12 protein-coding genes are annotated in these 11,728 nt (G+C 60.4%); 8 read left to right on the plus strand and 4 right to left on the minus strand.

All coding sequences use genetic code 11. From position 1 onward, the window contains the following. Nucleotides 1–166: 166 nt before the first annotated feature. The 5 genes from glnA (at nucleotide 167) to ntrC (ending at nucleotide 5,734) form a co-directional block, all read left to right on the plus strand. Complete coding sequence (glnA, locus tag HDC30_RS15235; protein ID WP_003220788.1) at nucleotides 167–1,573, plus strand: glutamate--ammonia ligase; 1,407 nt, start codon at nucleotides 167–169, stop codon at nucleotides 1,571–1,573. Nucleotides 1,574–1,857: 284 nt separating this feature from the next. Next, the gene (locus HDC30_RS15240) at nucleotides 1,858–2,370 is read left to right on the plus strand and encodes a DUF4124 domain-containing protein (RefSeq protein ID WP_150369468.1); all 513 of its coding nucleotides are present in this window, start codon (nucleotides 1,858–1,860) and stop codon (nucleotides 2,368–2,370) included. Continuing rightward, a complete protein-coding gene (locus HDC30_RS15245) occupies nucleotides 2,367–2,984 on the plus strand; it encodes a DUF4124 domain-containing protein (protein ID WP_115988403.1) in 618 nt (205 codons plus the stop codon). Before HDC30_RS15240 ends, HDC30_RS15245 begins: the two co-directional genes overlap by 4 nt. A gap of 231 nt (nucleotides 2,985–3,215) precedes the next feature. Further along, a complete protein-coding gene (glnL, locus tag HDC30_RS15250) occupies nucleotides 3,216–4,301 on the plus strand; it encodes a nitrogen regulation protein NR(II) (protein WP_007961730.1) in 1,086 nt (361 codons plus the stop codon). Next, a complete protein-coding gene (gene ntrC, locus HDC30_RS15255; RefSeq protein WP_007961729.1) occupies nucleotides 4,298–5,734 on the plus strand; it encodes a nitrogen regulation protein NR(I) in 1,437 nt (478 codons plus the stop codon). The genes glnL and ntrC overlap by 4 nt, the downstream gene beginning before the upstream one ends. Nucleotides 5,735–6,253: 519 nt before the next feature. Here ntrC and HDC30_RS15260 read toward each other — a convergent pair. Continuing rightward, the gene (locus tag HDC30_RS15260) at nucleotides 6,254–6,694 is read right to left on the minus strand and encodes a hypothetical protein (RefSeq protein ID WP_183783839.1); all 441 of its coding nucleotides are present in this window, start codon (nucleotides 6,692–6,694) and stop codon (nucleotides 6,254–6,256) included. Here HDC30_RS15260 and trmL point away from each other — a divergent pair. After that, a complete protein-coding gene (gene trmL, locus HDC30_RS15265; RefSeq protein WP_183783841.1) occupies nucleotides 6,693–7,148 on the plus strand; it encodes a tRNA (uridine(34)/cytosine(34)/5-carboxymethylaminomethyluridine(34)-2'-O)-methyltransferase TrmL in 456 nt (151 codons plus the stop codon). The genes HDC30_RS15260 and trmL overlap by 2 nt on opposite strands. A gap of 129 nt (nucleotides 7,149–7,277) precedes the next feature. Here trmL and secB read toward each other — a convergent pair whose 3' ends face one another. The 3 genes from secB to HDC30_RS15280 are packed head-to-tail and all read right to left on the minus strand — an operon-like array spanning nucleotide 7,278 to nucleotide 8,490. Next, nucleotides 7,278–7,763 carry a protein-export chaperone SecB gene (secB, locus tag HDC30_RS15270; protein ID WP_027611264.1) on the minus strand — a complete coding sequence of 162 codons (486 nt, stop codon included), beginning with the start codon at nucleotides 7,761–7,763 and terminating at the stop codon, nucleotides 7,278–7,280. Nucleotides 7,764–7,820: 57 nt separating this feature from the next. Continuing rightward, on the minus strand, nucleotides 7,821–8,075 hold the full coding sequence (grxC, locus tag HDC30_RS15275; protein WP_003220774.1) for a glutaredoxin 3: 255 nt from the start codon (nucleotides 8,073–8,075) through the stop codon (nucleotides 7,821–7,823). Between the two features lies 1 nt (nucleotide 8,076). Further along, a complete protein-coding gene (locus tag HDC30_RS15280) occupies nucleotides 8,077–8,490 on the minus strand; it encodes a rhodanese-like domain-containing protein (RefSeq protein ID WP_007961724.1) in 414 nt (137 codons plus the stop codon). Nucleotides 8,491–8,644: 154 nt separating this feature from the next. Between HDC30_RS15280 and gpmI the strand changes: the two genes are divergently transcribed. Together gpmI and HDC30_RS15290 are read left to right on the plus strand one after the other, a co-directional pair. Continuing rightward, nucleotides 8,645–10,174 (plus strand): 2,3-bisphosphoglycerate-independent phosphoglycerate mutase, encoded by a 1,530-nt coding sequence (gene gpmI / locus HDC30_RS15285; RefSeq protein ID WP_183783843.1) that lies wholly within the window; start codon nucleotides 8,645–8,647, stop codon nucleotides 10,172–10,174. Nucleotides 10,175–10,425: 251 nt separating this feature from the next. Continuing rightward, nucleotides 10,426–11,712: a murein hydrolase activator EnvC gene (locus tag HDC30_RS15290; RefSeq protein WP_027611262.1), complete on the plus strand. Its 1,287-nt coding sequence runs from the start codon at nucleotides 10,426–10,428 to the stop codon at nucleotides 11,710–11,712. Nucleotides 11,713–11,728 lie beyond the last annotated feature (16 nt).

The raw sequence follows: 11,728 nt of genomic DNA on the forward strand, positions 1-11,728 counted from the left end.
CACTTTGCGGTGCTCAAAGCGTGAAATTGGGGCAAAAAACCCATGCTGGGGCACTGGCATGCAATTTGCTCCCTTGTGAGGCAGGTTGCCTTGGCAGAGTATCTGCGCCGGCATCACCCCTATTAAGGGCATCCACTACCAAGCCCTAAGCCACCCGGAGGACACTATGTCGAAGTCGGTTCAACTCATCAAAGATCATGACGTCAAGTGGATTGATCTGCGCTTCACGGACACCAAAGGCACTCAGCACCACGTGACCATGCCGGCTCGCGATGCGCTGGAAGACGACTTCTTCGAAGTCGGCAAGATGTTCGACGGCTCCTCCATCGCTGGCTGGAAAGGCATCGAAGCCTCCGACATGATCCTGCTGCCGGACGACGATACTGCCGTTCTCGACCCGTTCACCGAAGACGCAACCCTGATCCTGGTTTGCGACATCATCGAACCGTCGACCATGCAAGGTTATGATCGCGACCCGCGCGCCATCGCTCACCGCGCCGAGGAATACCTGAAGACCACCGGTATCGGTGACACCGTCTTCGCTGGCCCAGAACCAGAATTCTTCATCTTCGACGAAGTGAAGTTCAAGTCGGACATCTCCGGCTCGATGTTCAAGATCTACTCCGAACAAGGCTCGTGGATGTCCGACCAGGACATCGAAGGCGGCAACAAAGGCCACCGTCCTGGTATCAAAGGCGGCTATTTCCCGGTTCCGCCGTTCGACCACGACCACGAAATCCGTACTGCCATGTGCAACGCACTGGAAGAGATGGGCCAGACCGTTGAAGTTCACCACCACGAAGTGGCGACTGCCGGTCAGAACGAAATCGGTGTCAAGTTCAACACCCTGGTGAAGAAAGCTGACGAAGTTCAGACTCTGAAATACGTTGTGCACAACGTTGCCGACGCTTACGGCCGCACCGCGACCTTCATGCCGAAGCCACTGTACGGCGACAACGGCTCGGGCATGCACGTGCACATGTCCATCGCCAAAGACGGCAAGAACACCTTCGCGGGCGAAGGCTATGCCGGCCTGTCCGAAACCGCCCTGTACTTCATCGGCGGTATCATCAAGCACGGTAAGGCCCTGAACGGCTTCACCAACCCGGCTACCAACTCCTACAAGCGTCTGGTGCCAGGTTTCGAAGCGCCGGTGATGCTGGCCTACTCGGCTCGCAACCGTTCCGCCTCGATCCGTATTCCTTACGTCAACAGCCCACGCGGCCGTCGTATCGAAGCACGCTTCCCGGATCCGGCTGCCAACCCGTACCTGGCTTTCGCAGCACTGCTGATGGCCGGCCTGGACGGTATCCAGAACAAGATCCACCCAGGCGACGCCGCTGACAAAAACCTGTACGACCTGCCGCCTGAAGAGGCGAAAGAGATCCCACAAGTTTGCGGCAGCCTGAAAGAAGCCCTGGAAGAGCTGGACAAGGGCCGTGCGTTCCTGACCAAGGGCGGCGTGTTCTCCGACGACTTCATCGACGCCTACATCGCGCTGAAATCCGAAGAAGAAATCAAGGTCCGTACCTTCGTACACCCACTGGAATATGAGCTGTACTACAGCTGCTGATCCGGTAGCGCCGCGCTACGCGGCGTGACAAAAAAGGCCTCCTTCGGGAGGCCTTTTTATTGCCCATGATTTATGAAACTACGCAAAACCCCTGTGGGAGTGGGCTTGCTCGCGAAGGCGGTGGGTCATTGACAGGGATGGCGACTGATACGCCGCCTTCGCGAGCAAGCCCACTCCCACAGGGATTTTTGGCGTCTGAATGATCTCCGGATATGTCCCGGGTTGGGCCAACCGCCGCACCTGGCCTATGCTGCACCCCATCGCTTTCTTTCCCGGTCGATTTCATGGGTCGCACCTTTCTCTACATCCTGCTGCTGATCGCCCTGCCCGCCGCCGCGCAGATCTACAAGTACACCGATGCCAATGGCAACACGGTTTACAGCGATCACTCGCCGGACGGTGTTCAGGCGCAGCCGGTCGAGTTGCCGCCACTCAACCGCGTCGAGCCACAGGCACCGAGCGCGCCAGCGCCTTCAAGCACCGACACACGCCCCGCGGCACGCAGTGCCTACGAGGTGTTGGAGCTGACCGGCCTGCCCAGCGAAGAAGCGCTGCGCGCCAACAACGGCACCTTCACTGTCAATGTGCTGATCAAGCCGCGCCTGCAGGCGCCGCACCAATTAAGGCTGGTGCTGGACGACACACCTTACGGCCAGCCGAGCAACGTGCCGATCCTGCAATTGGTGAATGTCGATCGCGGCGAGCATCGTCTCGCGGTGCAGGTGATCGACGGCGAAGCGATCATCCAGCAGAGCCCGGCGGTGGCGTTCACCGTACAGCGGGTGCACAAGCCGTGAGAATTTTCTGGCTGATCCTGTGCCTGTTCGCCCTGCCCGTTTCGGCAGAGGTCTTCACCTATGTCGACGCGCAGGGCAATCGCGTCTACACCGACCAGCCGCGCGGCAACGCCAAGCGCGTGCCTATCGCCACCAGCAATCGCATGTCGGCCAACCCCACGGCTGCAGCACCGATCAGCGCTGTAAAAAAGGTCGCGGAACAACCACCGTTTCACTACGACATGCTGCGCATCCTGATCCCCGAGCCGGATGCGACCCTTCGCAGCAGCGCGGGCGAGGTGATCGTCAGTGTCACCAGCGAACCTGGCTTACAGCAGGGCCATCGCTATCGCCTGCTGCTGGACGGCCAGGCCACTGGCGAGCCGGGCCTGAGTCCGGTATTCCCGCTGAGCAACATCGACCGCGGCAGTCACAACCTGTCGGTGGAAATCCTTGATGAGCAGGGTCGCACTGTCGAGCGCACCGCCAACCAGCCATTCCACATGCTACGCATCTCGCTGGCGCAGAAACGCCAGGTCAAACCCTGCGTCAGCGAAGACTACGGCGTGCGCCCGGAATGTCCGCTGAAAGACAAACCCGCCGAAGAAAAAAATCCCTTCCTGCGCTTCTTCTAACGCTATTCAGCTTTGCGCACTATATTGGTGCAATAGGCTGCACCGTACCCAGATTCCAACCCATTTTGGTTCGAAACTTCCCGCTTGAGCTGGCACCCTGCCACTCAAACGAGCGTCAAACGCCTGTTTCACGGGTTGAACGCTTCTTTTCGGAGCCTTGGTTTGGTTTTTGCATTTTCCGTTTAACGACGCCTGCTTCTTGCGCACGCTCCGCCCCCAAAAGAGGCTCCGATGACTATTAGCGACGCAATCCACCGTTTGCTGCTCGACAACCTGACCACCGCCACCATTCTGCTCGATGCCGAACTGCGCCTTGAGTACATGAACCCGGCGGCCGAGATGCTGCTGGCCATCAGCGGTCAGCGTAGCCATGGACAGTTCATCAGCGAGCTCTTTACCGAATCCACCGAGGCGCTCAACTCGCTGCGCCAGGCGGTCGAACAGGCACACCCGTTCACCAAGCGCGAAGCGATGCTCACCGCCCTCACCGGCCAGACCCTGACCGTGGACTACGCGGTGACGCCGATCCTCAGCAACGGCGCGACCATGCTCCTGCTGGAAGTGCACCCGCGTGACCGTCTGCTGCGGATCACCAAGGAAGAGGCGCAACTGTCCAAGCAGGAAACCAGCAAGATGCTGGTGCGCGGCCTCGCCCACGAGATCAAGAACCCGCTCGGCGGCATCCGGGGCGCCGCGCAGTTGCTGGCCCGCGAACTGCCGGAAGACAGCCTGCGCGACTACACCAACGTGATCATTGAAGAGGCCGACCGTCTGCGCAATCTGGTCGACCGCATGCTCGGCTCGAACAAGCTGCCGTCGCTGGCGCTGTGCAACGTCCACGAAGTGCTGGAGCGCGTCTGCCAACTGGTCGAAGCGGAAAGCCAGGGCTGCATCACCTTGGTGCGCGACTACGACCCGAGCATTCCCGACGTATTGATCGACCGCGAACAAATGATTCAGGCCGTACTGAACATCGTGCGCAACGCGATGCAGGCGATCAGCAGCCAGAACGAGCTGCGTCTGGGCCGCATCAGCCTGCGCACCCGGACCATGCGCCAGTTCACCATCGGCCACGTCCGTCATCGCCTGGTGACCAAGATCGAGATCATCGACAACGGCCCGGGGATCCCTGCAGAACTTCAGGAAACCATCTTCTTTCCCATGGTCAGCGGCCGCCCGGACGGTACCGGGTTGGGCCTGGCCATCACCCAGAACATCATCAGCCAGCACCAGGGCCTGATCGAGTGTGACAGCCACCCCGGCCACACCACGTTCTCGATCTTTCTGCCACTGGAACAAGGAGCCACATCGACATGAGCCGTAGTGAAACCGTGTGGATCGTCGATGACGACCGTTCTATCCGTTGGGTTCTGGAAAAGGCCTTGCAGCAGGAAGGCATGACCACGCAGAGCTTCGACAGCGCCGATGGCGTGATGAGTCGTCTGGCCCGTCAGCAGCCTGATGTGATCATTTCCGACATCCGCATGCCGGGCGCCAGTGGCCTCGACCTGCTGGCACGTATCCGCGAACAGCACCCACGGCTGCCAGTGATCATCATGACCGCGCACTCCGACCTCGACAGCGCCGTTGCGTCTTATCAGGGCGGCGCTTTCGAATACCTGCCGAAACCGTTCGACGTCGACGAGGCGGTATCGCTGGTCAAGCGCGCCAATCAGCATGCGCAAGAGCAGCAAGGCCTGGAAGTAGTGCCGGCGCTGACCCGCACCCCGGAAATCATCGGCGAAGCGCCGGCGATGCAGGAGGTGTTTCGCGCCATCGGCCGCTTGAGCCACTCCAACATCACCGTGCTGATCAACGGCGAATCCGGTACCGGTAAAGAACTGGTGGCCCACGCCCTGCACCGCCACAGCCCGCGCGCGGCCTCGCCGTTCATCGCGCTGAACATGGCGGCGATCCCGAAAGACCTGATGGAATCCGAGCTGTTCGGCCACGAGAAAGGCGCATTCACCGGCGCGGCTAACCTACGTCGCGGGCGCTTCGAGCAGGCTGACGGCGGCACGCTGTTCCTCGACGAAATCGGCGACATGCCGGCGGACACCCAGACCCGTTTGCTGCGGGTGCTAGCGGACGGCGAGTTCTATCGCGTTGGCGGGCATGTGCCGGTCAAGGTCGATGTGCGGATCATTGCTGCAACTCACCAGAATCTGGAAACCCTGGTGCATGCCGGGAAATTCCGTGAGGACTTGTTCCACCGCCTCAACGTGATCCGCATCCACATTCCACGCCTGTCGGACCGTCGCGAAGACATCCCGACCCTGGCCAAGCACTTCCTCAGCCGCGCCGCGCAAGAACTGGCGGTGGAGCCGAAGCTGCTCAAGAGCGAGACCGAGGAATACCTGAAGAACCTGCCATGGCCGGGCAACGTGCGGCAGCTGGAGAACACCTGCCGCTGGATCACCGTGATGGCCTCCGGACGCGAAGTGCACATCAGTGACCTGCCACCGGAACTGCTGAGCCTGCCGCAGGACTCGGCGCCAGTGACCAACTGGGAGCAGGCGCTGCGCCAGTGGGCCGATCAAGCGTTGGCCCGCGGCCAGTCGAGCCTGCTCGACAGCGCGGTGCCGGCGTTCGAGCGGATCATGATCGAGACCGCACTGAAGCACACGGCCGGTCGCCGTCGTGATGCGGCGGTATTGCTCGGCTGGGGGCGTAATACCCTGACGCGCAAGATCAAGGAATTGGGGATGAAAGTGGACGGTGGGGATGATGATGAGGGGGATGAGGGCTGATCAACCACGCCCTCTGTGAGAGTGGGCTTGCTCACGAAAGCGCTATTCATGAAACGTATCAGTGACTGACGCGACGCCTTCGCGAGCAAGCCCGCTCCCACAGTGGTCCCGCCGTGCACCAACCTAATGCACTTTGACCCGTGATCGGGCATCGCAACCTGTGCAAAAAACATCCAGGCAAGACTGAAAAACCCAGCCAGTAAAAACACCAAAGCCCCGATTTTCGGGGCTTTGGTGCATTTGAGGGATTTTTCTGTTTCCAAATACTAAAACTGGCACGCCGCCTGCAATAACCCTTACAGGTGATTCGATTCACCACCCGTTTCGGGGACCTTGGTACAGGCAGGCCGGGGATTCCCCTCTTTACACCGGGTTCAAACCGCAACGCGGCGAACCCACCCTTTTGGGATCCTTGGTACAGGCAGGCCGGGGGTTCCCTCTTTACACCGGACCGACGCTCTCAGCGAAGTCCACCCCGTTTTGGGAACCCTGGTACAGGCAGGCCGGGGATTCCCGCTTTTATTGCTCCCGGAGATGGATCTCCAGCCGCCAGCGGTCATCGACCTTGCTGCCGGCCCACTCCCCTTGCAGCGGCCGCGCCGCCAGCACCGTCAGCAACAACCCACCGTCACTCACGCGCGTTCGCCAGTTCACGTCCTTGCCGTTGAGCTTGAGCTGACCCTTTTGCGCCTTGCCCTCTGCCTGAAACAACAGGGCCACGGTGCCATCGATGATTTCACCGTGCAGGTTCGGTTCGTTGTTGAACCACACCACCAAGCCGTCACCGGTCACGTCGACCTGCTGCAGCACGCTGGGGTCCGGCGTGGTCAGGCGACCGATCATCAAACCGATCATCAGCCCGAAAATCGCCAGCGAACCGATCACCCGCGGGAATAGTTTCGAACGCGGGTCGGCTTGCGGCGTAGAATGCGCGTCATCTTTACCTTCGGAGCCGTGCATGTTTCACGTCATCCTTTTTCAACCAGAAATTCCGCCGAACACCGGCAACGTTATCAGGCTGTGCGCCAACAGCGGCTGCCACCTGCATTTGATCGAACCGCTGGGTTTCGAGATGGACGACAAGCGCTTGCGCCGGGCCGGTCTCGACTACCACGAATATGCCACGTTGCAGCGCCACGCCGACCTCGCCAGTTGCCTGGAAAGCCTCGGCAACCCACGGCTGTTCGCGTTCACCACCAAGGGCTCGCGGCCGTTTCACGACGCCGCGTTCGTCCCGGGCGATGCGTTCATCTTCGGCCCGGAAAGCCGTGGCCTGCCGGCGGAAGTGCTCGACGCCCTGCCCTCCGAACAGCGCCTGCGCCTGCCGATGCGTGAAGGCTGCCGCAGCCTGAACCTGTCCAACACCGTGGCGGTGGCTGTTTACGAAGCGTGGCGGCAGAACGACTTCAAATAACACGCAAAACAATTGTGGGAGCGGGCTTGCTCGCGATGGCGTCGGATCAGATGACATTGATGTCGCCTGACACTGCGCTTTCGCGAGCAAGCCCGCTCCCACATTGGACTTGCGTCGTCGCTCAGATACTTACTGAACGGTCGGCGTCTCGCCAGCTTCCTGCATGCGCTGCAGCTCTTGCGCGTACAGGGCGTCGAAGTTCACCGGCGCCAGCATCAGGGCCGGGAACGAACCACGAGTCACCAGGCTGTCCAGGGTTTCGCGCGCGTACGGGAACAGGATGTTCGGGCAGAACGCACCCAGAGTGTGGCTCATCGAAGCCGCGTCGAGGTTCTTGATCAGGAAGATACCGGCCTGTTGCACTTCAGCGATGAAAGCCACTTCGTCGCCGTTTTTCACGGTCACGGACAGGGTCAGTACCACTTCGTAGAAATCACCTTCCAGTTCTTTCTGACGGGTGTTCAGGTCCAGGCCGACGGTCGGGTCCCACTGCTGGCGGAAGATCGCCGGGCTTTTCGGGGCTTCGAAGGACAGATCGCGTACGTAGATGCGCTGCAAGGAGAATTGCGGTGCGGTTTCTTCTTCGCTGGCTGCAGTGTTCTGTTGGTCAGTCATCTCAGATCCTTTCTGATCTTGGGTCTTTTAGGGATTGCTGTACGTGGGTGCAGCCGTTCAGGCCTTGAGCAGCGCGTCGAGCTTGCCCGCGCGCTCCAGGGCATACAAATCATCACAACCGCCGATGTGCTTTTCGCCGATCCAGATCTGCGGCACGGACGTGCGTCCGGCCTTCTGGCTCATGGCAGCACGAATCTGCGGCTTGCCATCGACCTTGATCTCTTCGAAGGCCACACCTTTGTTCGCGAGCAATTGCTTGGCTCGCATGCAGTAAGGGCAGTAATCGCTGGAGTAGACGATGACTTCGCTCATATCACTTCACCAGCGGCAGGTTGTCGCCTTTCCAGCTGGAGATCCCACCGGACAGCTTGGCGGCAGTGAAGCCGGACTTCATCAGCTCGCGAGCGTGGGTGCCAGCGGTCTGGCCCAGGGCGTCGACCAGAATGATGGTCTTGGCCTTGTGCTTTTCCAGCTCGCCGGTACGTGCAGCCAGCTTGTCTTGAGGAATGTTGATCGCGCCAACGATATGACCGGCGGCGTAATCTTTCGCCGGACGGATGTCCACCACCACGCCTGCGTCCTTGTTGACCAGTGCGGTCAGTTCGCCGGTGCTCAGGCTTTTACCGCCGCCCTGCATCGTGTGCGCCAGCAGCAGAGCCAGCAGTACGACGAAGATACCGACAAGAATGTAGTGGTTAGTGGCAAATTCAATCAGGTGAGCAACCATCGAAGGAGGTTCCAGGGCGTTAAAATGTCGGCCAGTATACACAGCCACTATGGTGGGCCAAACCCCGTCCGGCGGTGACGTGGTCGGAACTAAGCATTAAACTCGCCACTCCCTTTTCCATCGCCCTCTTCTTTATTAGCCACGAGTGGATTCCATGACTACCACGCCTAAACCTTTGGTCCTGATGATTCTCGACGGCTTCGGTCACAGTGACAGCCACGAATCCAATGCCGTGTATGCGGCGAAGAAGCCTGTGCTCGATCGTCTGTGGGCCACGGTGCCGAACGGCCTGATCTCGGGCAGCGGCATGGACGTTGGTCTGCCGGACGGCCAGATGGGCAACTCCGAAGTCGGCCACATGAACCTCGGCGCCGGGCGCGTGGTGTATCAGGACTTCACGCGCGTGACCAAAGCGATCCGCGACGGTGAGTTCTTCGACAACTCGACCATCTGCGCTGCCGTGGATAAAGCCGTGGCCGCCGGCAAAGCTGTGCATTTCATGGGTCTGCTGTCCGATGGCGGCGTGCACAGCCACCAGGATCACCTGATCGCCATGGCCGAACTGGCCTTCAAGCGCGGCGCCGAGAAAATCTACCTGCACGCCTTCCTCGACGGTCGCGACACTCCACCGAAAAGCGCCGCGTCGTCAATCGAACTGCTCGACGCGACCTTCCAGGCGCTCGGCAAGGGCCGCATCGCCAGCCTCATCGGTCGCTACTTCGCGATGGACCGTGACAACCGTTGGGACCGCGTATCTCAGGCCTACAACCTGATCGTTGACGGCAACGCCGAATTCAACGCTGCCACCGCTCAGGAAGGCCTCGACGCCGCCTATGCCCGTGGCGAGAGCGACGAGTTCGTCAAGGCCACCACCATCGGCGAGCCGGTAAAGGTCGAAGACGGCGATGCCGTGGTGTTCATGAACTTCCGCGCCGACCGCGCCCGCGAGCTGAGCCGCGTATTTGTCGAAGACGACTTCAAGGAATTCGAACGTGCGCGCCAGCCGAAACTGGCCGGTTTCGTCATGCTGACCCAGTACGCCGCCAGCATCCCTGCGCCATCGGCCTTCGCCGCCGGCAGCCTGGAAAACGTGCTCGGCGACTATCTGGCGAAAAACGGCAAGACTCAGCTGCGCATCGCCGAAACCGAAAAATACGCGCACGTGACCTTCTTCTTCTCCGGCGGCCGTGAAGAACCGTTCCCGGGTGAAGAGCGCATCCTCATCCCGTCGCCGAAAGTCGCCACCTACGACCTGCAACCGGAAATGAGCGCACCCGAGGTCACCGACCGCATCGTCGACGCCATCGAGCATCAGCGTTACGACGTGATCGTGGTCAACTACGCCAACGGCGACATGGTCGGCCACAGCGGCGTGTTCGACGCTGCGGTAAAAGCCGTGGAATGCCTGGACACCTGCGTCGGCCGTATCGTCGAAGCTCTGGAAAAGGTGGGTGGCGAAGCGCTGATCACCGCTGACCATGGCAACGTCGAAAAAATGGCCGATGAAGAAACCCACCAGGCGCACACCGCGCACACCACCGAGCCGGTGCCGTTCATTTATGTCGGCAAGCGTGACCTCAAGGTCCGTGAAGGCGGCGTACTGGCGGACGTCGCGCCGACCATGCTGATGCTGCTTGGCCTGGAAAAACCGGCGGAAATGACGGGGACTTCGATTCTGGTGTAATCGCCAGATCAAACACCGCCAAACCCTGTGGGAGCTGGCTTGCCAGCGATAGCAATCTGACAGCCAACAGCTATGTTGAATGTGCAGACGCCATCGCTGGCAAGCCAGCTCCCACAGTGGTTTATGGGGTTTTCGAAATGGAAATGAGCCTCTCCGCCGCTCCAGTTATCACACAAGCCCAATTGGGCGTTTTTTTTGCAGCCTCGGGCGGGCATACTAGGCCGTCCATTACCCTGGTGCCGCCCGCCTCTATGCTCCGCGTCCTGATCGCCCTCGCTCTGACCTGCCTGCTCCAACCGGCCTTCGCTGACGAGCGCGCGCAAACCCAACAGCAGTTGGATGCCACGCGTCAGGACATTGCCGAGCTGAAAAAGCTGCTGGGCAAGCTGCAGGAAGAAAAATCCGGTGTGCAGAAAGAGCTCAAGGGCACTGAAACCGAGATGGGCAAGCTCGAGAAGCAGGTCGATGCCCTGCAGAAAGAGTTGAAAAAAAGCGAATCCGAGCTGCAGCGGCTCGATGCGGAGAAAAAAAAACTCCAGAGCGCGCGCACTGAACAGCAGCGACTGATCGCCATCCAGGCCCGCGCGGCCTACCAGAATGGCCGTCAGGAATACCTCAAGCTGCTGCTCAACCAGCAGAATCCCGAGAAATTCGCCCGCACCCTCACCTATTACGATTACCTGAGCCAGGCCCGCCTGGAGCAGTTGAAGAACTTCAACGAAACCCTGCGCCAACTGGCCAATGTCGAAAAAGACATCGCCATGCAGCAGGCGCAATTGCTGGTGCAGAAAAGCAGCCTCGACACCCAGCGCGACGAACTGGAAAAGGTCCGCAAGGAACGCCAGCAAGTCCTCGCCAAGCTCAACGATGACGTGAAAGCCCGCGACCAGAAACTGGCCGCCCGCGAGCAGGATCAGGCAGACCTGTCTAAAGTCCTTAAAACCATTGAAGAAACCCTGGCCCGTCAGGCCCGTGAGGCAGAAGAAGCGCGGCAGAAAGCGCTGATCGCCCAGCAGGAAGCGGAAAAAAAGCGTTTGCGTGAGGCGCAGGCTGACAACAGCGACGCCCCACGAAAACCCGTCAAATCAACCCCCGGCGCACTGGTGTCCAGCAGCGGCGAGACCTTCGGTGGCCCTTTTGCTGCAACCCGGGGAAAACTTCCGTGGCCGGTTGATGGTCGATTGCTGGCACGCTTCGGCGAAAGCCGTGGCGACGATGCCCGCACCAAGTGGGATGGTGTGATGATCAGCGCCGCTGCCGGCAGCCAAGTGCATGCCGTGCATGGCGGGCGCGTGGTGTTCGCCGACTGGTTGCGTGGCGCCGGGCTGCTGGTGATCCTTGATCACGGCAATGGTTATCTGAGTCTTTACGGTCACAACCAGACACTGCTCAAGTCGGCCGGTGACGTGGTAAAAGCCGGTGAGTCGATCTCCACTGTGGGTAACAGTGGCGGTCAGGACACACCAGCGCTGTATTTCGCAATTCGTCAGCAGGGTCACCCGAGTGATCCGGCGCAATGGTGTCACGCGCAAGGATAAGCGCGTCGCCTAATTC

The sequence above is a fragment of the Pseudomonas sp. JAI115 genome, from assembly GCF_014200835.1.
GTDB lineage: Bacteria > Pseudomonadota > Gammaproteobacteria > Pseudomonadales > Pseudomonadaceae > Aquipseudomonas > Aquipseudomonas putida_A.

Coding starts and splice junctions, on each gene's coding strand:
- glnA (WP_003220788.1), top strand. CDS start 167: ATGTCGAAGTCGGTTCAACTCATCAAAGATCATGACGTCAAGTGGATT.
- HDC30_RS15240 (WP_150369468.1), top strand. CDS start 1,858: ATGGGTCGCACCTTTCTCTACATCCTGCTGCTGATCGCCCTGCCCGCC.
- glnL (WP_007961730.1), top strand. CDS start 3,216: ATGACTATTAGCGACGCAATCCACCGTTTGCTGCTCGACAACCTGACC.
- ntrC (WP_007961729.1), top strand. CDS start 4,298: ATGAGCCGTAGTGAAACCGTGTGGATCGTCGATGACGACCGTTCTATC.
- trmL (WP_183783841.1), top strand. CDS start 6,693: ATGTTTCACGTCATCCTTTTTCAACCAGAAATTCCGCCGAACACCGGC.
- HDC30_RS15260 (WP_183783839.1), bottom strand. CDS start 6,694: ATGCACGGCTCCGAAGGTAAAGATGACGCGCATTCTACGCCGCAAGCC.
- secB (WP_027611264.1), bottom strand. CDS start 7,763: ATGACTGACCAACAGAACACTGCAGCCAGCGAAGAAGAAACCGCACCG.
- grxC (WP_003220774.1), bottom strand. CDS start 8,075: ATGAGCGAAGTCATCGTCTACTCCAGCGATTACTGCCCTTACTGCATG.
- HDC30_RS15280 (WP_007961724.1), bottom strand. CDS start 8,490: ATGGTTGCTCACCTGATTGAATTTGCCACTAACCACTACATTCTTGTC.
- gpmI (WP_183783843.1), top strand. CDS start 8,645: ATGACTACCACGCCTAAACCTTTGGTCCTGATGATTCTCGACGGCTTC.
- HDC30_RS15290 (WP_027611262.1), top strand. CDS start 10,426: ATGCTCCGCGTCCTGATCGCCCTCGCTCTGACCTGCCTGCTCCAACCG.